This is a genomic window from Novosphingobium sp. UBA6272, assembly GCF_002440635.1.
GTDB lineage: Bacteria > Pseudomonadota > Alphaproteobacteria > Sphingomonadales > Sphingomonadaceae > Novosphingobium.
On the sequence record NZ_DJUW01000003.1, the window covers coordinates 25,765 to 45,679 of the forward strand.

A 19,915-nucleotide genomic window follows, 5' to 3' on the forward strand; every position below is an offset into this window, starting at 1 on the left:
AGGAGACCAAAGATGAGAGCGTTCGTTTTTCCCGGACAGGGCAGCCAGAAGGTCGGCATGGGCGTGGACCTCGCAGCCGCCAGCCCGGCCGCGCGCGAGGTGTTTCAGGAAGTCGATGACGCGCTGGGGCAAAAGCTCTCCGCGATCATGGCTGAAGGCCCGGAGGAAGCGCTGACCCTGACCGAAAATGCCCAGCCGGCAATCATGGCCAATGCCATTGCCGTGCTGCGGGTGCTGGAAAAGGAAGGCGGGATCACGCTGGCGCAGCAGGCCGATTTCGTCGCCGGACACAGTTTGGGTGAATATACCGCGCTGTGCGCTGCCGGAGCCTTCAGTCTGGCCGATACGGCGCGGCTGCTGAAGCTGCGCGGGCAGGCGATGCAGGCGGCCGTGCCGGTGGGCGTCGGGGCGATGTGTGCGCTATTGGGCGCCGACCTCGAGAAGGCGCAGGCTCTGGCCGATGCCGCGGGGCAGGGTGAAGTCTGCACCGTCGCCAATGACAACGATCCCGGCCAGGTCGTGCTTTCGGGGCACAAGGCCGCGATCGAACGCGCCGTAGCGATGGTCAAGGATTTCGAGATCAAGCGCGGCGTGCTGCTGCCGGTCTCGGCGCCGTTCCATTGCCCGCTGATGCAGCCGGCCGCCGACGCTATGGCCGGGGCGCTGGCCGCGACCCCGCCGGGGCCGCTCTCGGTTCCGCTCTTCGCCAACGTCACCGCAGCGGTGGCCAGCGAGCCGGCCGATGTCCAGCGCCTGCTGGTCGAACAGGTCTGCGGCCGGGTCCGCTGGCGCGAAAGCGTCATTGCGATGAAAGCCGCCGGGGTGGAAAACTTCGTCGAACTGGGCGGCAAGGTCCTCGGCCCGATGATCGGCCGCTGCGTAACCGACGTTGCGGTGACCAGCGTAGTGACGATGGCCGAAATCGAGGCGTTGGCGAGCCAGCTTTAATGCACTCGCAAAGGCGCAAAGGCGCAAAGACGTGACGATGCAAACGGACGAACGGGCTGATGAGCTGAGCCGAATCGTTGTTGATGAATGCATTCGCATTCATCGAGAATTGGGACCGGGCTTGCTTGAAAGTGTCTACGAATCGGTCTTGACTGCCGCTTTGGAACGGCGCGGCTTGCGGGTGCAACGGCAACTGGCCGTCGACATTAGATATGATGGCCTGACCATTCCTGCGGCCTTCAAAATTGATCTCTTAGTCGATGCAACGCTGACGCTTGAAATCAAGTCCGTCGATGCGCTTACCAACTTGCATGCAAAGCAGTTGCTGACCTACTTGCGCTTGACCAACCGTTCACTCGGCCTGTTGCTAAATTTCTCTGGCGAGACGATGAAGGAAGGCATTCGCCGGGTTGTCAACAATCACGGACGAGCTTTGTAAGACTTTGCGCCTTTGCGCCTTTGCGAGAGCATGAAAGACATGGAACACCGCCTTTTCGACCTTACCGGAATGACTGCCCTCGTCACAGGCGCTGCCGGCGGGATTGGGTCTGCGATCAGCCATGCTCTGGCGAAGCAAGGCGCACGGCTTGCGCTTTCGGGAACCAATCCTTCGAAGCTGCGCTCGTTCCGGGAGGAGCTGAACGACACCTACGGGCATGACCATGTCGAGATTACCTGCGACCTTTCCAATTCCGAGCAGGTCGAGCATCTGGTGCCCGCTACGGTCGATACGCTCGGCAAGATCGATATCCTGGTCAACAACGCCGGGATCACCCGCGACAACCTCGCCATGCGGATGAAGGATGAGGAGTGGGACGCGGTGATCCGGGTCAACCTTGAGGCGGCATTCCGGCTGATGCGCGCGGCCTGCAAGCCGATGATGAAGGCCCGCCACGGCCGGATCATCACCATCACTTCGGTGGTCGGGGCCACCGGCAATCCCGGTCAAGTCAACTATGCTGCGGCCAAGGCCGGGCTGGTCGGCATGTCGAAGTCGCTGGGACAAGAGGTCGCCAGCCGGGGAATCACGGTCAACTGCGTCGCCCCCGGGTTCATCCGCACCGCGATGACCGAAGTCCTGCCCGATGCGCAGAAGGAAGCGCTCAATGCCCGGATCCCGATGGGCCGGATGGGCGAGGGCGAGGATATCGGTGCGGCAGTCGCCTATCTCGCCAGCAAGGAAGCGGGCTATATCACCGGCCAGACGCTGCACGTGAACGGCGGCATGGCGATGATTTCCTGATCCGTCGCAGCTTCCGGTCGCAAGCCGCGAAATTATCCCCAGTTTCCCCCGGAAATGCTGCCGGGAAGCTTGCTGCCCGCCGCCCGTCCGGTAAGGAATGTCGACCGCAAACCAAGGCGCGCGGGACGATTCCTCTCTGCGCGCCCTAGGGGGATACGATAATACCATGAAGGCCACCATCGAACGCGCGACGCTCCTGAAGTGCCTGTCGCACGTGCAGTCCGTTGTGGAACGCCGCAACACCATCCCGATCCTGTCGAATGTCCTGATCGAAGCGGCCTCGGACGGCACGCTGAAAGTGATGGCGACCGACCTCGATCTGCAGGTGGTGGAAAGTTTCAGCGCGGTCTCGGTCGAAAGCCCGGGCGCGATCACGGTTTCGGCGCACCTGCTGTTCGATATCGCCCGCAAGCTGCCCGATGGCAGCCAGGTCAGCCTGGAAACAGCCGACAACCGTATGGCGGTCAAGGCCGGGCGCAGCCGCTTCAGCCTGCCGACCCTGCCGCGCGACGATTTTCCGGTGATCGTCGAAGGCGACCTGCCGACCAGCTTCGAGCTGCCGGCCGCCACGCTCGCCCAGCTGATCGACCGTACCCGCTTTGCGATCAGCACCGAGGAAACCCGCTATTACCTCAACGGCATCTTCATTCACGTGACCGACGAGGAACTGCGCGCCGCGGCCACCGATGGCCACCGCCTGGCGCGCTTCACCATCGCCCGCCCTGACGGCGCCGAAGGCATGCCGGACGTTATCGTGCCGCGCAAATGCGTCGCCGAACTGCGCAAGCTGCTCGAAGAAGCACTCGATACCAACGTGCTGGTCGACCTGTCGGCCAGCAAGATCCGCTTCACCATGGGCGGCGAAAGCGGCGTGGTGCTGACCAGCAAGCTGATCGACGGGACTTTCCCGGATTACAGCCGCGTTATCCCGACCGGGAACGACAAGCTGCTCAAGCTCGATCCCAAGAGCTTCTGGGAAGGGGTCGACCGCGTGGCGACCATCGCCACCGAAAAGACCCGCGCGGTCAAGATGGCGCTGGAGAATGACAAGGTCACCCTCTCGGTCACCAGCCCCGACAATGGCACGGCGGCCGAAGAAGTGCCCGCCAGCTACAGCTCGGCCGGGTTCGAGATCGGTTTCAACGCCAATTACCTCAAGGATATCCTCGGCCAGATCGATGGCGACACGGTGGAACTCCACCTCGCCGACGCCGGCGCACCGACACTGATCCGCCAGGATGACAAGAGCCCGGCGCTGTACGTGCTGATGCCGATGCGGGTCTGAGCTTTACCGGGCCGCAAACAGTTGCTTCAATGGGCGCTCCGCAACCGGGGCGCCCATTTGCGTTTAGGGAGATCGATTGATGAGCCAGACCGTCCAGTACCAGCGCCATGACCTCAGCCAGTCCCGCCTGGCCGAAGCGCCGCTGCCGCCGCTGGGGGAGGGCGAGGTGCGGCTGCGGATCGAGAGCTTTTCGGTGACCGCCAACAACGTCACCTATGCGGTCGTCGGGGATTCGTTCGGATACTGGAACTTCTTTCCGGGCGAGGGCGAGTGGGGCGTGGTGCCGATGTGGGGCCACGCCGTGGTCGAAGAGAGCCGCCATGCGGATATTGCCGTGGGCGAGCGGGTCTATGGCTATCTGCCGATGGGCCAGCATCTGGATGTTTTGCCGGTCAGTGTCAGCGCAGGCGGGTTTAGCGATGGCGCGGCGCATCGCCAGCCGATGAGCACGATCTACAACCAGTATTCGCGCCTGAACGCCGATCCCGAACACGATCCCGCGCGGGAAGGGGAGCGGATGATTTTCGGCCCGCTGTTCAAGACCGGGTTCCTGATCGAGAGCATGTTCCGGCGTGAGGGCTGGTTCGGGGCGCAGACGCTGATCTGTACCAGCGCCTCATCCAAGACCGCAATGGCAACCGCCAGCGTGGCGCGTGACAAGTCGCCGCAGATCCGGCGGATCGGGCTGACCAGCGCCGGGAATGTTGATTTCGTTTGCCTGGGCGGCTTTTATGACGAGGTCTTCGCCTATGGCGACATCGCCGAACTGCCGCAGCGGCCCTCGGTACTGGTCGATTTCGCCGGTAATGCCGGGGTGATCCACGCGGTGCACACCGCGCTGGGCGATCAACTCAACTATTCCTGCACCGTCGGCGCGACCCATGTCGGCGAAGGCTTCGGGCGCGACAACGGCCCGCTGCCCGGACCCGCGCCCGTCCTGTTCTTTGCCCCGCACCACGCGGTGGCGGCCATCCAGGAGCTAGGCCCCAAGGGCTTTGGCGAGGCAGTGGCGGCCAGCTGGAGCCGGTTTATCGACGAAGCCGGAGGGGCGGTGACCATGGCTGAGCACCATGGCCTGGAGGCTGCGCGTTCGGTTTTTGCGGAGATTCTTGTCGGCAAGGCCGATCCGGCGGTGGGGAATGTGATCAGGCCTTAAATATCCACCACGATCTTGCCGAAGTGGGCATTTGCGGCTTGATGGCGGAAGGCGTCGGCCAGGTTGGCCAGCGGGAAATGGTCGCTGATCACTGGCTTGATCCCGTTCGCCTCGATCCCGGCAATCATCGCCAGTTGCTGGGCGCGGCTACCCACGGTGAGGCCCTGGACCCGCAGGTTCTTGGCCATCAGCGTCACCGTCGAGACCGGTCCGGCATAGCCCGCCAGAACTCCGATCAGCGCGACATGGCCGCCAACCCGCGCCGCGATCATCGACTGGTCGAGCGTGCCCGCGCCGCCGATCTCGACCACGCAATCGACCCCGGCGCCGCCCGTCAGCTCGAGCGCCTTGGCGCCCCAGGCGGAGGTTTCCTTGTAATTGATAAGATGATCCGCGCCGAGCGCCTTGAGTCTATCGAGCTTGGCGTCGGACGACGAGGTTGCGATCACTTGCGCCCCGGCGGCCTTGGCGAACTGCAGCGCAAAAACCGATACGCCGCCGCTGCCCTGGACCAGCACGGTATCGCCCGGCTTGATGGCATTGTCGCAGAACAGCGCGCGCCAGGCGGTCAGCCCGGCGCAGGTCAGCGTTGCCGCTTCGGCGTGGCTGTAGCCCTTGGGGGCGGAGGTGAACCAGCTCTCAGGCGTAACTACTGTGGCGCGGGCGTAGCCATCCACCCCGTCGCCCGGGACCCGGGTGAATCCGTTCCCCGAAACTGCGCCATCGACCCATTCTGGAAAGAACAGCGATACCACGCTGTCACCTGGTTTGAATGCGGTTACCCCTTCGCCGACTGCCTCGACCACGCCGGCGCCATCCGACATCGGAATGCGGCCCGGACCGGTCGGGATCATTCCGCAAACTACCGCGAAATCGTGGTAATTTAGCGAGCTGGCCTGCAGCTTGACCCGGATCTCGCCGGGGCCGGGCTGGCCGGGATCTTCGGCCGTGGCGGGCAGCAGGGTATCAAGGCTCGCCGGGGAGCCGACGCGAACGCACGCGATAGTCATTTGCTACTCCGATCGGGGTTTTGAGAGGGGAAGCGGCGGTTACTCGGCCGCTTCCAGCATCTCGACGTACTGCGGGCCGCGGATCAGGCCGCCCGGGGTCTCGCCGGTCCACTTGCCATTCTCGAACGTGACGACACCGTTCTTGATCGTGCAGACATAGCCTTCGGCCTTCTGCAGCAGGCGCTTGCCGCCGGCCGGCAGATCGAAGGCCAGCCACGGCTTGCCCAGCTTGATCTGGTCCATGTCGATCACGTTGAGATCGGCGAGATAGCCGGGGGCCAGGACACCGCGATCGTGCATGCCATAGAGCCGCGCGGTATCGTTGCACTGGCGCTTGATCGCGTTTTCAAGGCTGATCTTGCCGCCGCGCTTGCGGTCGCGAACCCAGTGCTGCAGCATGAAGGTCGGGCTCGCCGCGTCGCAGATCGTGCCGCAATGCGCGCCGCCGTCGGACAGCGAGTTGACCGTGTCATCGCTGTTCTGCAGCGCCTCGAGGAAATCGAGATTGCCGTCGGCATAGTTGAGGATCGGCAGGTAGATGAAGCCCTTGCCATCGTCGCGGCACAGCAGGTCATAGGCGTATTCGTCGCCCGAGACGCCGGCTGCTGCGGAGCGGGCCAGGATGCTTTCCTCCGCCGTCGGCTCGTAGTTGAAATCGGGGTCCATTTCGTACTGCATATTCCAGCCGCCGCAGACGACCATGATCAACCCGATGATGTCCTGGTTGACCTGGCTGAAGTCATGCTCTTCGGCCAGCAACTTGGCCTTGAACGCCGGGTTGAGCAGCTTGGCCTTCTGCTCCTCCCACGGCAGTTCCGCGATCTCCTGATAGCTTGGCTTCAGCCGGAACGGGTGGACCGTACCCTGCCAGGCCATGATGATCCCGTTGCCGCGCAGCGCGATCTGGGCGACGATATTGGCGCCGTTGTCATTTTCCGCGCGCATCGCCGCGATCTGCTCGTCCAGCGGCATTTCCTTGGCGATCGATTGCAGCGCGGCATAGGTGCACGGCAGTCCGGTCTCACGGCTCATCTGCCCCATCCAGCCGAATTCGTCCCATTCGCGGCGCATGTCGCTGGCCATTTCGAACACGCCGTGCCCGGCGCGGCCCATCGCCCGGCCGATCTCGATCAGTTCCTCCTTGGTCGCGGTGGTGCCGGGAACCACTTCACCGTCGATCGAGCGGTGCAGGACGGTGCGGCTGGTCGAGAAGCCAAGCGCTCCGGCGCGGATCCCGTCCTCGACGATCGCCGCCATCTTCTGGATGTCGTCAGCGGTCGGCACGGCGCCCGGCATCTCGCGATCACCCAGCACGTAGGCCCTGACCGCGCCGTGCGGCACGTGGGTGCCGACATCGACCGTTCGAGGCAGCTCTTCCAGCGCATCGAGGTATTCGGGGAAGGTTTCCCAATTCCACTTCATCCCTTCGGCGAGCGCGGTGCCGGGGATATCCTCAACCCCTTCCATCAGCCCGATCAGCCAGTTGTGGCGATCCGGCGCGGCGGGAGCAAAGCCGACCCCGCAATTGCCCATGACCACCGTGGTCACGCCATGCCAGCTCGACGGGGCCATTTCCTGGTCCCAGGTAGCCTGGCCATCGTAATGGGTGTGAACGTCGACAAACCCCGGGGTGACGACCTTGCCGGCGGCGTCGATTTCTTTCGCGGCATCGCCCTGAACCTTGCCGACCGCGGCGATCAGGCCGTCCTTGACGGCGACATCGCCGGTGAAGCTCGGTGCCCCGGTGCCATCGACAATCGTACCGTTGCGGATGATCAGATCGTAAGTGGGCATGGCCTCTCTCCGGTTAGTTCGACTCTCTGCGGTCTTTACCTTTAACTGAACGATTAAATCACGGCGGAAGCGATATTACAAGCGGCTGAAGACAACGGCGCAGCGATGTCTGGTGACGGCGTCGTTCGTTAGGCACCGTACGCGTCGTAAATCAGCATCGTCCGTCCAACGCCCCGGAAATAGATGTCGACATAGCATTCGCCGACGATGGGCCGGTCAAATCGGATTCTAATGTTTTTGACCGGCGGAATGAAATCCAAATAGGGTGAAAATTCCAGTTCGTTGTTCAAAACGAGATTTCCGTCCACATCCAAAATGAAATTCAATGGCTGGAACGTAAATCCCGTGCCCCAGAGCGTAATTTCATAGAAGGAGTTGCATTCGACCGAGAAGGTGTGAAACCGGCCAGGCTTCAGGCGAAGCGTCGCGTACGATTCGTCGGGAACGTCGATGACGAAGTACGACGGGAAATATTCAACTTCGATCTGCGCCGCCGGATCGGTCAAGGCAGGGGGGGGACGACGCAAAAGATCGCCGTGGGGTTCGATCAAATGTTGAGTGCCGGCGACACTTTTCGATGGCTCCCCAAAGCCGAAATCGCGGATAGTTTCTTCCAGCGGCGTGCCCGCCAGTCCATGCATCCAGCCATATGCGTTCGCCCAATATCCCCCAGGTTCGCTGGCGGGAAATTCCGAACTGTTCGTGTCTTGTCCTCGCCATATTCTAAAGGATTTTACCGAGTTGTAGATCGCCGTGGATATGACGCCGCCCATATTGGCCAGATTATTCCAGACATCATCATCGCTGACCAAGGTTGCCGCATCGAATTGCCGAATGAGGCTTGCCCCCGCAAATCCTCGCAGCAGGTATTCCGCGTCCCTGAGAACTGGGTTCTGGCTCGCTTGCGCGCTGGATTCACGCAGGCGGATAACATCAAGATAGGCTTGCTTGGCCAACTGGGCGTCTGTTGGGTTGGCAATGCCTTGCTGGTTTAGACGCGCCCTTGCGGATCGGACCGAGCGCAAGACCTGCGCGTTGACCGAATTTGGGTTGTAGATTGTTATCTTCGATCGTGTGTAAGCAACCAGATTATCGTCGGATTCGATATGCCCGTCTCGATAGACAATCTCGCCCCGATATCGATCGGTAAAGCCAAAGTTGTGCTCTCCCAGCTCGCGAAGCGACGTGTAGATGGCGTGGGGTATCACCGTGCGGCCAGTCAACGGAATGTCACGAAGCGCCGCATTTACTGTGCGAACCAGTGTTTGGTCGCAAAATACATCTACCTGGATTGATCTGCGATAGGACCGTACGGTAGTCGGCACGTTCTGAAATGCGTATTCCTCAACAAGATCCAGCTTCAGCATTTCGCCGGAAAAGGCATTCGGCTTGCTGTACAACGTTATTGATTTGTGGCGCAAATAGCGAGAATCGTCGGATTCGGTTTTAGCCATACCGCCCCCTGAAAACTACATGATGCTAGACCGCAGTCATCGGCGCGCGGCAATCATCTCCGCGACATCGACAAATTTCTCTCGCGGAGCGCCGGCGCGCGCGCGCGCGTTTTCGGCCTCTTCGATCTTCTTCCAGTCACGAAAGGTTACCACGTCGAGCCCGCGCTCTGCCGCTAGCGAGTCGAACCCGGCGCGTCCGGCCTTGCCGCCATGACCCAGCGTACCAGAAGCGATGTCCTCGGCAATCTTCTCAACTACGCTGAAGCCATCCGGCCGATTGGTGCCGATCGTGCCCGAAGGCCCGCGCCGGGCCCAGCCGACGCAGTACAGGCCGGGCAGGATGCGGCCCTCGTCATTGGCAAACTTGCCCTCGCGTTCGTCGAACGGAACGTCGGGGATGGGGGACGAGCGATAACCGATGCAGGCCACCACCAGTCCAGCAGGAATGATGTAGGTTTCGCCGGTTGAGATCGCGCGGCCGGCTTCGACCTTGGTGCGTTCAACTTCGATCCCTTCGACCTTGTCGGTGCCGATCAGCGCTTTGGGACTGGCGAAGAAGTCGAATTCTATTTCGATGCCATAGTCGGCGTAATGGCTTTCAGGGATCGCCGCGAAGGAGCGCAGATGGTTGACCGACTTGCGCAGGCCCGGTTCGAGCAGCGCGTCCTCACCTTCCTCAGGCAGGTCGGCCGGATCGACCCGCGGCGCGGCGCGGGTAAGGTGCGACAGTTCGCCCAGTTCCTTGGGCGTCATCATGATCTGGTGCGGCCCGCGCCGCCCCAGCACCACAATCCGCTTGATCCGCGAGGTGTCGAGCACGTCGAGCGCGTGAGCGACGATATCGCTCCCGGCGAATTCCGCCCGGCTTTTCGAGAGGATCCGCGCCACATCGAGTGCGACATTACCCATGCCGATGACCACCGCCGTATCGCCGGTCAGATCGGGATCGAGATCGGCGAACAGCGGGTGGCCGTTATACCAGCCGACAAAGGCCGCGCTGCCATAGACGTTGCCGAGGTTCTCACCCGGCAGATCGAGCTTGCGGTCGTGCGGCGCGCCAGTGGCGATCACCACGGCATCGTAAAGCTTCTGCAGTTCGGCGACCGAGAGGTCCTTGCCAATCATGACGTTGCCGACGAAGCGGACGTTGTCGGACAGGGCAGTGGCCTCGTAGCGCTTCGATACGCCCTTGATCGACTGGTGATCCGGGGCGACGCCGGTGCGGATCAGGCCGTAAGGCACCGGCAGCATGTCGAACACATCGACCCGAACATCATCGCCCCACTGCTTCTGCGCGGCCTCGGCCGTGTAATACCCCGCGGGTCCCGAACCGATGATCGCGATGTGGCGCACTATTGGGGCCTCCGTAGCGCATGGGCTTCGACAGGCTCTGCCTGAGCGGGGATGAGAGAAGGGGCCAAACGCAGCATCCGCTCATCCTGAGCTTGTCGAAGGATATCGCGCCTGACTTGCCCCATCACGCCGCTTTCTTCTCTTCCCGGTCCGGTGCATTGAGGAACGCCCGCAGCGAGCTGATCGTTTGTTCGCGGTGCGTCAGCATGAACAGGTGCCCGCCCTGCTCGAAAATCTCGAGCCGACTGTTGGGGATCAGACTTTCGAGGATTCGGCCGTTGATCAGTGGGACGATCTGGTCCTCATCCCCCATCATGATCAGCACCTCCTTCTTGAGGAAGGGCAGGGCCGGCACGCTGGTCCAGCCGAGCATGCAGAGCAGCTGGTACATGTAGCCGCGCGGGGTGGGTGGGGTCAGGCGGCTGATATGTTCGGCCTTGCCCCCGGTCAGCCCGCCATAGAGCGTGCGGAAATGCTCTTCCATGAAGGCTGCGTCGACATAGCGGCGCGGGTTGGCCATCTTGGTGAGCGCAGCGGGATTGCCGGGGACCATGATCATCCCGGCGGTGGTCGCGCAGAGGATCAGTCGCCGGGCAATATCGCCGTGTTGCAAGGTGAAGTGCTGCGCCATCGCGCCGCCCCACGACACCCCCATTACGTCGACCCGCTCGGCATCGAAACGTTTGAGCAGTTCCTTGGCGGTCCAGCTCATCGTGAACGGGTTGTAGGGGACCAGCGGTTCCGGGCTACCGCCGACACCGGGCATGTCGAACATGATGAACGGCCGCTCGGTCAGCGCCTCGGCCAGCGGCGCAACCGCTTCGATATTCGCGCCGATGCCGTTGAAGAACAGCACCGGAAGATGCTCGCTCGGCTCGTTCCAGCGCCAGCGGGCGACGCGCAGGGTCCTCCCGCCGACCTGTTCCATCGAGAATTCGGCGGTGATGTCTTGGCTCACGTGGAATGCGCCCCCTCAGGCCTAGTCAAGTACGTAAAGCCCGGGCGCGGATTCCATGGGTGGGTGCTTCTTGCTGCCCAGCGACTTGGGTGCCGCCACCTTGTTCCCCGCGCGCCGTTGCAGCCACTCCATCCAGAACGGCCACCAGCTTCCCGCCTGTTCCTCTGTGCCTTTGAGCCAGTCGTCAACATCGGCCGGCGGATGTCCACCCTTTTTCGATATGTAGTATTTGGCCTTGGGGTTGCCCGGCGGGTTGAGGATCGCCTGCATATGGCCCGACTGGCTGAGCACGAAAGTGATGTCTTTCGAACCGAACAGCTGGGTCGAGCGATAGCAGGCGCGCCACGGGGTGATGTGATCGGTGGTACCGCCGAGGATGAACAGGTCGCTCTTGACCTTGGACAGATCGATCTTGTGCCCGGCCATTTCGATCTCACCCTGCTTGGTGAAGGCGAGCGTCTCAAACAGGTGCAGGAAATCGCCCATCAGCGAGGCAGACAGGTTGGTCGCGTCGGCATTCCAGAACAGCACGTCGAAGGCCGGTGGATCGTCACCCATCAGGTAGTTGTTGATCACATAGTTCCAGATCAGGTCGTTAGGCCGCAGCCACGCGAACCCGCGCGCCAGATCGTTGCCCTTGATGATCCCGGCCTTGGCTGCGCGCTGCTTGGCCAGTTCAAGGCCATTGGCGGTCATAAGCGAGCCGGCCTCGATGTCGTTCTGCTTGGGGTGCAGAACGGTGACCATGTAGGTAAGGGCGCCCAGCCGCTTGTCGCCTGCGGCGGCCATCTTGCTGGCGAGGATCGCGCCGGTCTGCCCGCCCGAGCAGGCTGACGAAATGTTGACCTTTGGCGCGCCGGTGATTTCGCAGACCACATCCACCGCTTTCAGGCAGGAGGCGATGTAATCGTCCATCCCCCAGACGCCTTCTTCCTTGGTCGGGTTCTTCCAGGAAATGACGAAGCACTGGATGCCGTTGTCGGTCTGCCACTTCACCACCGATTTCTCGGGGCTCAGATCGTTGATGTACATCTTGTTGATTTGCGGCGGAATTGTCAGCTGTGGGATTTCGTAGACCTGGTCGGTTGTCGGGGCATAGTGGATCAGTTCGAACATTGCATCGCGATAGACCACGGCACCTTTGGCGGTTGCGACATTCTCACCCAGCTTGAACGGCTTCTTGTCCACCATCGAGACCATGCCGTGGTTGTGGACCATATCGTTGTAGGCGTTCTTGAGGCCCTTGATCAGGCTCAGCCCACCGCTGTCGATCAGGCGCTTTTGGGCGGTGGGATTGCCGACCAGAGAGTTGGTCGGAGCGAGGCCGTCGATGATGATATTGGAAATGAAGTTGGCCCGGTCACGCTCCAACTCGTCCAGTTCGAGATCATCGAGCCAGCTCTTCATTCCCTTCTGGATCGCCAGATAATACTGCGCACCGGCCCTGAAGAACGGATTGAAGCGCCAGGCCGGATCCATGAAGCGCTTGTCCTTGGGATCGGGCGCCAGGTCAGATTTGCCGGTCATGATCTTGACGACATCATCCCCGAACGACTGCATATGCTTCATCGTGCGGCCCGGATCGGTGGCGGTTTCACGCAGTAACAGCGCCACTGCGCCGACAAAATCTTCGCGCGCCAGCCCGACCAGTGGGCCCAGTGCCGTGGTCGATTGCGCTGCTTCGTTCTCGAGCGTCGTGCCGCCTTTTGCCATGCCTCGTCCCCGTGAATTGCTCTTTTCGAGGCGATAGTGCCTGTCCCTGCGATCCCTTTCAAGTCCCCCGCCGGTGATCGTCAAGAATGCCTGAAATCAGGCGAAGAAAATGGTAAATTTAACCGTTTCTCAAATGGTTTTGGCGCATTGGCAGGCCCATGTCCGCCAAACCTGCGAGATTGGAGCGAGACCAAGCCGCCACGCGCAGCCCGCGTGAGCGAGAAACCACGCCTGCTGCACGACCGCAAGGCACGCCCGCCGGACAGACGCTGAAACCACGAACCACAGCACCAAACCGGCTGCCTGCGCGGCGCGGATCGGATAGCCAGGTCTTGCGCGACCTGATCGTGCCCAACTGGATTCTGATGGCACCGGTGTTTGCCGGAGCCCTGGTGATCAACGGAATTGTGACGCTGTCGCTACCTAGCTTGCCTACGATCGCAATGGCGCTGGTCGCGATCACTTTGGCCGCGAGTACGCCGTGGATGGTCAAGTACGAGCGGCAACAGCTGTTCACGGCCAGGACCCGCAATGTGGCGAGTGGCCTGTTCGTCGCAATCCCGATGTTCCTTGTCGGGCTGGCGCTTTCGCTATGGACTGACCGGATCGCCGCATCCTGGGAGGGGCCGGTCGGCACCGGCGTAATCGTCGCGTGCTTGGCGGCGATCATACTTAACCGGCGCGTCGCGAGTATTATTGCGGCACAAGCGGCGATCTGGAGCGGCCTGGCGGTCTATTCCGGATCGCGCGGAACCTGGTTCGCGCTTGCGGTCGGCTGCGCGGTCGGCCTGTTTGCTGCAATTCGCCAGACCATGGCCGACGAAGAGCAGGCCAAGCTTGAACGTGAGCGTCAACGGGCTCAATTGCGAGCAGAGGAAATCCTCAACGATTTCGAGCAGACCGGGCAGGGCTGGTTCTGGGAGACTGACCGGCGCGGATCTCTGGTCTACATTTCGCCAACAGTTGGGGCTGCGCTGGGGGTTGATCACCAGCAGCTGCTGGGGCGTCCGTTCGGGCAGTTGTTCGAGCCGGATTCGCAAGGGCAAGAGGGTGAACGGACCCTGGCGTTCCATTTGTCTTCACGTTCGGCTTTCATCGATCTTGCGCTGCGTGCCGCTGCACAGGATGAGGAACGCTGGTGGTCGGTCAGCGGACGACCGATCTACGATGCCTTCGGCAATCACCTTGGCTTTCGCGGCTCGGGCCACGACCTGACCGAAAAGCGCCGCTCGGAAGAACAGGTTTCCCGGCTAGCACATTATGACTCGCTTACCGGATTGTCGAACCGCGTGCAGATGGCGCAAACGCTGGAGAAGATCCTCAACGCGCCCAACCTTGAACACCGCGCCTGCTCGGTCTTCTTGCTCGATCTGGACCGCTTCAAGCAGGTCAACGATACCATGGGGCACCCGGCCGGCGACAACCTGCTGACCCAGGTTGCCCGCCGCCTGCAAAGGACGATCGGTGAGCATGGTCGCGTTGGCCGCCTTGGCGGGGACGAATTTCAGGTGATCCTGCCAGGTCGCCACCGGCGTGAGGATCTGGTCGGACTGGCCAAGCAGGTCATTCGCGACCTTTCCGAGCCTTATTCGATTGAGGGCCACCGGGTTGTAATTGGGGCCTCGGTCGGCGTGGCAGTATCTCCGGAAGATGGGGTCACTTCTGAATCGATCATCCGCAATGCCGACCTTGCGCTCTATGCCGCAAAAGATGGCGGGCGCGGGCGTCACCATTTCTATGCTGCCGACCTCCACAGCGATGCCGAGGAACGGCGCCAGCTCGAACAAGATCTGCGTGACGCGATCTCCCAGGGCGGACTGGAACTCTATTACCAACCGGTAATCCATACCGTCACCGAGCGCATAACGGGGTTTGAGGCCCTGTTGCGCTGGAATCATCCGACCAGAGGCTGGCTCTCTCCCAGCAAGTTCATTCCCGTCGCCGAGGATTCCGGGCTGATCGCTCCGATTGGCGAATGGGCCTTGCGTACGGCTTGCCGCGACCTTGCTGCCTGGCCCGAAAGCGTGCGGGTTGCCGTCAACGTCTCGCCACTGCAATTCGCCAATCCAGCCTTGCCATCGATCATCACCAACGCACTCGCGTCGGCGCAGGTCGACCCTGCCAGGCTTGAGCTGGAAATTACCGAAAGCGTCTTCCTCAGCGACGATGACGGAATCGACGCGATGTTTGCGGCGCTCAAGCGGGTCGGTGTGCGCCTGTCGCTGGACGATTTCGGCACCGGCTACTCTGCGCTGGGCTATTTGAAGAAAGCGCCATTCGACAAAATCAAAATCGACCAGTCGTTTGTGCGCGGCGCCACTATCACTGGCAGCCGCAACGGGGCCATCATTGCATCGATTGTCAGCCTGGCCGAGGCGCTGGGGATGGAAACGACGGCCGAGGGCGTTGAGACGCTCGACGAACTCGATCTGGTCCGCATGCTTGGGTGCAGCCACGTACAGGGCTTCATCTACGAGAAGCCGCTTAACAGAGAGGCGGCGACCCAGCGTCTGCAGACCGGGCTTACAGCGATCGCCAGAGGGCCACGGGCGGCGCGTTCGGTCCGCCATACCATGCTCCGCAAGGTAGTGCTCGACCATGGTGGCCAACACTACCAATGCACAATCCGCAATATCTCCGCGACCGGGGCAATGGTCGAGGGGCTCTGGAACGTCCCGCCAGGCACGATCTTCTCGATCACAATGGGCGAGGGACAGGTCGTGACCGCGACGGCGCGTTGGTCGCAGCAAGACCGCATGGGCGTAGAATTCGCCACGCCGCTAGAAATCGACGATTCCGGTCGGATCGCGCTGATTTCCGGCTTTGCGGGCGATCGCCAGCGTCAAAGTTCGATCCGGCGTGACCGAGAGGTGGCAGCGTGATCCGATCGCTCGTTCTATGGCGTGCTGTTAGGCAAATCGAAACCATGTTCGGTTACGCAAGCTTGAATGGGCGGACCTGCCGCCGGTTTGCGCATTTCGGGGCTTTTCATTGATGTCGGGCGGTTCTGCTTTTGGTCGGTTTCGCAACTTGCTGGGTAACAGCAAGGGCGCGGCCGCGCCGGGCGATCAGGCCCCGCTCAGCGGAGCCGAGCTGCAGCAGGCCATATTGCTGCTGCGCGACTATGAGACTTCGGGTCTGGGCTGGTTCTGGTCAAGCGATGCAGATGGCAAGATCACATACATTTCCAACTGCATTGCCGAACAGCTAGGCTGTGACCGCACAGCAATTCTTGGCCAGTCGGTGCAGAGCCTTTTCATCCTCGACCGGGACGAAGAGGATACCGTCGAGCGGACGCTGCCGCTGATGCTTTCGGCCCGCAAGACCTTCTCCGACCTGCAGGTTCGCGCCGCGCTTGAAGGCAAGGAAATCTGGTGGTCAATTTCAGGTCGGCCGCAGATCGCGTCCGACGGAACATTTCTGGGTTATCGCGGCAATGGCAGCGATGTCACGTCTGTTCGCCAAAGCCAGAAGGACGCATCGCGTCTGGCCCAGTACGACTCATTGACCGGTCTTGCCAATCGGCACCGCACGGGCAAGCGGCTGGGAGCGACGCTTACGGCCTATCAATCGGCCAAGCGTTCTTGCGCGGTGATGATGATGGACCTCGACCGCTTCAAGGCGGTCAACGATACACTCGGCCACCCGGCCGGCGACGAACTGCTAAAGCAGGTCGCCAGCCGGATCCAGCGCATTGTAACCGACGCCGGCTGTGAAATCGGCCGGCTTGGCGGCGACGAGTTCCAGATCATGCTGCCCGACATCGACGATCGTGGCCGTCTCGGCGAAATCGCCAAGACGCTGATCGCGATGATCAGTCAGCCATACCAGATCGAAGGCAGCCGCTGCGTGATTGGTGCCTCGGTCGGGATTGCGATTGCCCCCTACGACGGGATCAATTCCGAGGAACTGGTCCGCTCGGCCGACCTCGCGCTCTATGCCGCCAAGGGCGGCGGCCGCGGCCAGTTCCGGTTCTATTCGAGCGATCTTCACGCAGAGGCTGAGCGCCGGCGCCAGATCGAGGAAGATCTCCGCGATGCGCTGGCCAATGATCAGATGCGGGTGGTCTATCAGCCGATCATCGATACCAAGAGCAACAAAGTGGTATCGCTCGAAGCGCTGGCACGTTGGACTCACCCGGAATTGGGGGAAATTTCGCCCGCTGTCTTCATTCCAATTGCCGAAGAGGCGAACCTGATCGGGTCGCTGGGCGACTGGATTCTGAAACGGTCCTGCGCCGAAGCCGCGACCTGGCCGGGGAACGTCCGGGTTTCGGTCAATGTATCGGCCTCGCAGTTCGGCAATGCCAGTTTTGCATCAGTTGTTGCGCAGGCGCTTGCCCATGCCGAGCTGCCACCCGAACGGCTGGAACTGGAGCTGACCGAATCCATCTTCCTGGGTGAAGCAAGTGCAACCACGGACATGTTCAACCAGCTCAAGTTGCTGGGCGTACGCCTGGCACTGGACGATTTCGGAACGGGCTATTCCTCGCTCAGCTATCTGCAACACGCCCCGTTCGACAAGATCAAGATCGACAAGAGCTTTATCCGCGGCGTAACCCAGGAAGGCAATCGCAACGCCGCGATCATCGCATCGATCGTCAGCCTGGCCGAGGCCCTTGGCATGGATACAACGGCCGAGGGGATCGAGGCGCACGACGAACTGGAAGCGATGCGCAAGTTGCGCGTCAAGCAGATCCAGGGCTATATCTATGCCGTCGCCTTGCCGCCTGAAGACGTGTCCGAGGCGATGTTCAGCGGCGAATGGGTGATCGAACCCGAAGGCCCGAGCAAATATCGTCCCGAACGCCGCACGGTGCTGCGCAAGGTTGGGTTGATCCACGAAGATCACCGCTATGAGGCGACCATGCGCAACCTGTCGCGCGGCGGGTGCATGGTCGAAGGCCTGCTCGACGTTCCGGTCGGCACCCCCTTCGTGGTCGACTTTGGCGAAGGCCAGCTGGCAGTTGCGGTGGTGCGGCGATCGGCGGGCGCTACTCAAGGGCTCGAATTCGAACAGCAACTCGTCGATGACGGCGCGGGGGGCCTATGCACCCGCCACCGTGTGTCGCCCTATGTCATGGCTCAGGCCGGGATGCCGCTGCAGGCCCTGCCCGCGGGCCAGCATCCGATACAGATGATGCAGCAAGGTGCGGTTGGGATGAGCCTGCCGAAGTTCGGGCAGATGGATACCGGGAAGGTTAAGGTAAAGGTCGCCTAGGCGCAGAAACAAGCCGTCTTCGCCCAACTTGTTATCGGCCGGGCAGCAACCAGGATCGTTCCAGATTCAGGTTTCAATAAGTTCAACCCTTGGCGCGCTAACCTTGGCGCCGGCAGCGGTCAGCACTGGCCGCGCCAGAGGCGGCGCATTGATTGCCGGGGGCAGGGAAGCGCGGCCGCGGTCTTCATCCAAGGTCCCCTCAAGGCCATCTTCGCTGCCATCGGCAGAGGGTTGGTCCGCAAATCCTTCAGGCGGTGGTTCATCGCCTGGATCCACGCCCCATGGGCTGGTCTTGTTCAATGCAGCAACCTTGCTGGGGGCGGGGCTGGGCTGGCCAGTTGACTGGCCTGCGGCCTGCGCGAACTGCCTTGGCGCACCGTCACTTTCGGTCAATACGCCAACGGCCTTTCCATTGCCAAACAGGACCTCGACCCCTAGCAATGCAGCCAGGACCGGCGGCAGGACATAGATCAATTTCATTTGTACTGATCCATTTCAATCAACGTCGGAAACCAGTTGGCATCATGGGCATGCCCTTACGGCAGCAGCCGGTGAAGGGTTGTAAATCCCTGTCAGGTCGCGATTATCTCGAACATACATTGCTGCTGTTTTGCGAACGTGAGCCCCTTGAAGGTAATCTGAAAATAACAGTGGCTGGTAGTCGTAGACGACCTCGACAAACATGATCGCCGAACCCGGTTCGGAAGTAACCTGGCGTCCAGCAGGGCCGACACCGACAATTGCGGTGCCAGTGGCGCCATCTCCCTGCCGGCCATAGCTGGAAGCATAGTTCGCATTTCCAAAGCAGCGTTGCCAATGGATCCATTGGCCTCCATTTGCATTCGTTTCGACACTCGAAAGGATGAGTCGGCCATTGCTCTGCAAATCCAGTGCTCCCGCCTGCAAGAGTGCTGCGGCGAACACTTCGTTCACGTCGGTTTCGCGGATCCGCGGCACCCCGGATACAACACTTTGCTTTGCGCGCGAGGCGTTGTCGGCCAGTGAGACTGCAACCTGACTAACGCGCATATGAACGATGGCGAAGTTGGTTAGTTCCACGCCGCCGATCAGCAACAGCGCCAGAACCGGTGCCGTATAGGCAAATTCGATCAATGCCACGCCCGAACGGTCGCCGGCAAGACGCGAACATAACTCCGAAAAAGACTTCCTCAAGTTGGGCATACTTGCTTTTCCGGTCGGGCTGCCTGGCTGCCGAAAGGCTGATTACGCAGCACTGTCGATGCAGAGATCGTGTTTCGGTCGCTCCATCCCATCATGCCGCCAATTGGTACGATCCGGTCATAGCTTAGCGTTGCCGTATAGACGACAACGTCGTCCGCCCCACCCAGGCCATTGGCCGCACGGTCAGAATCCCACTGATCGTTGCCGTTGACATCTGTGAAGCACTCATTGTCGTCATAGACGTTGTTGTTGTTGGCATCTTCAAAATCTTCCGGAGTGCCAACATCATTGAATGTGGTGTAGTTGCGGCGAGACGAAATAATGGCCCCGGCCGGTGCCACACTCTTGATCTGAAGCATCACCTGGTTGTCGATCGCGGTTAGATTGGCTGCACCCGATTCAAGCCCGGCATCGCGGCCAGCATCCTGCACAGCGCCGTGGAATACCCCTTGCAAATATATCGCCTGACCCAGATCGAAGGTTCCCAACAGCATCAGCAGGAAGACCGGTGCGATCAGGGCAAATTCTACGACGGTCACACCGTTGGAGTCAGATGCCAGGTTCGGCGCCTTGCGAAGAGAGCTCAATCCAGCCATCGC

General features: G+C 61.5%; 16 protein-coding genes. 7 read left to right on the forward strand and 9 right to left on the reverse strand.

The window, feature by feature from the left end; translation table 11 throughout:
- Positions 1-12: 12 nt before the first annotated feature.
- From fabD to B2V17_RS02555, 5 genes are all read left to right on the forward strand, one after another.
- On the forward strand, positions 13-948 hold the full coding sequence (fabD, locus tag B2V17_RS02535) for an ACP S-malonyltransferase (RefSeq protein ID WP_292994845.1): 936 nt from the start codon (positions 13-15) through the stop codon (positions 946-948).
- Positions 949-985: 37 nt separating this feature from the next.
- The gene (locus tag B2V17_RS02540; RefSeq protein ID WP_292995273.1) at positions 986-1,387 is read left to right on the forward strand and encodes a GxxExxY protein; all 402 of its coding nucleotides are present in this window, start codon (positions 986-988) and stop codon (positions 1,385-1,387) included.
- Positions 1,388-1,426: 39 nt separating this feature from the next.
- Positions 1,427-2,191 carry a 3-oxoacyl-ACP reductase FabG gene (fabG, locus tag B2V17_RS02545; protein ID WP_292994847.1) on the forward strand — a complete coding sequence of 255 codons (765 nt, stop codon included), beginning with the start codon at positions 1,427-1,429 and terminating at the stop codon, positions 2,189-2,191.
- Between the two features lie 166 nt (positions 2,192-2,357).
- Positions 2,358-3,476 carry a DNA polymerase III subunit beta gene (dnaN, locus tag B2V17_RS02550; protein WP_292994849.1) on the forward strand — a complete coding sequence of 373 codons (1,119 nt, stop codon included), beginning with the start codon at positions 2,358-2,360 and terminating at the stop codon, positions 3,474-3,476.
- A 79-nt stretch (positions 3,477-3,555) separates the two neighbouring features.
- On the forward strand, positions 3,556-4,632 hold the full coding sequence (locus tag B2V17_RS02555; RefSeq protein WP_292994851.1) for a DUF2855 family protein: 1,077 nt from the start codon (positions 3,556-3,558) through the stop codon (positions 4,630-4,632).
- Here B2V17_RS02555 and B2V17_RS02560 read toward each other — a convergent pair.
- From B2V17_RS02560 to B2V17_RS02585, 6 genes are all read right to left on the reverse strand, one after another.
- The gene (locus B2V17_RS02560; protein ID WP_414690750.1) at positions 4,629-5,642 is read right to left on the reverse strand and encodes a zinc-dependent alcohol dehydrogenase family protein; all 1,014 of its coding nucleotides are present in this window, start codon (positions 5,640-5,642) and stop codon (positions 4,629-4,631) included. The genes B2V17_RS02555 and B2V17_RS02560 overlap by 4 nt on opposite strands.
- 39 nt (positions 5,643-5,681) lie before the next feature.
- The gene (locus tag B2V17_RS02565) at positions 5,682-7,436 is read right to left on the reverse strand and encodes an N-acyl-D-amino-acid deacylase family protein (RefSeq protein ID WP_292994853.1); all 1,755 of its coding nucleotides are present in this window, start codon (positions 7,434-7,436) and stop codon (positions 5,682-5,684) included.
- Between the two features lie 128 nt (positions 7,437-7,564).
- Positions 7,565-8,890, reverse strand: a complete 1,326-nt coding sequence (locus B2V17_RS02570) for a hypothetical protein (protein WP_292994855.1) — start codon at positions 8,888-8,890, stop codon at positions 7,565-7,567.
- 36 nt (positions 8,891-8,926) lie between these two features.
- Entirely contained in the window at positions 8,927-10,243 is a 1,317-nt protein-coding gene (locus B2V17_RS02575; RefSeq protein WP_292994857.1) for an FAD-dependent oxidoreductase, read from the reverse strand.
- Positions 10,244-10,367: 124 nt separating this feature from the next.
- A complete protein-coding gene (locus B2V17_RS02580; protein WP_292994859.1) occupies positions 10,368-11,201 on the reverse strand; it encodes an alpha/beta fold hydrolase in 834 nt (277 codons plus the stop codon).
- A gap of 21 nt (positions 11,202-11,222) precedes the next feature.
- The gene (locus B2V17_RS02585) at positions 11,223-12,914 is read right to left on the reverse strand and encodes a PHA/PHB synthase family protein (protein ID WP_292994861.1); all 1,692 of its coding nucleotides are present in this window, start codon (positions 12,912-12,914) and stop codon (positions 11,223-11,225) included.
- A 158-nt stretch (positions 12,915-13,072) separates the two neighbouring features.
- Here B2V17_RS02585 and B2V17_RS02590 point away from each other — a divergent pair, with 158 nt between their 5' ends.
- Positions 13,073-15,796: an EAL domain-containing protein gene (locus tag B2V17_RS02590; RefSeq protein ID WP_292994863.1), complete on the forward strand. Its 2,724-nt coding sequence runs from the start codon at positions 13,073-13,075 to the stop codon at positions 15,794-15,796.
- A 112-nt stretch (positions 15,797-15,908) separates the two neighbouring features.
- Positions 15,909-18,134 carry an EAL domain-containing protein gene (locus B2V17_RS02595; protein ID WP_292994865.1) on the forward strand — a complete coding sequence of 742 codons (2,226 nt, stop codon included), beginning with the start codon at positions 15,909-15,911 and terminating at the stop codon, positions 18,132-18,134.
- 66 nt (positions 18,135-18,200) lie between these two features.
- On the opposite strand, the gene B2V17_RS02600 is transcribed toward B2V17_RS02595, so the two are convergent.
- The 3 genes from B2V17_RS02600 to B2V17_RS02610 are packed head-to-tail and all read right to left on the reverse strand — an operon-like array spanning position 18,201 to position 19,912.
- Entirely contained in the window at positions 18,201-18,614 is a 414-nt protein-coding gene (locus B2V17_RS02600; protein WP_292994867.1) for a hypothetical protein, read from the reverse strand.
- Positions 18,615-18,656: 42 nt separating this feature from the next.
- Positions 18,657-19,253, reverse strand: a complete 597-nt coding sequence (locus B2V17_RS02605) for a TadE family protein (protein WP_292994868.1) — start codon at positions 19,251-19,253, stop codon at positions 18,657-18,659.
- 50 nt (positions 19,254-19,303) lie between these two features.
- Positions 19,304-19,912 (reverse strand): TadE/TadG family type IV pilus assembly protein, encoded by a 609-nt coding sequence (locus B2V17_RS02610; RefSeq protein WP_292994869.1) that lies wholly within the window; start codon positions 19,910-19,912, stop codon positions 19,304-19,306.
- Between the last annotated feature and the right edge of the window lie 3 nt (positions 19,913-19,915).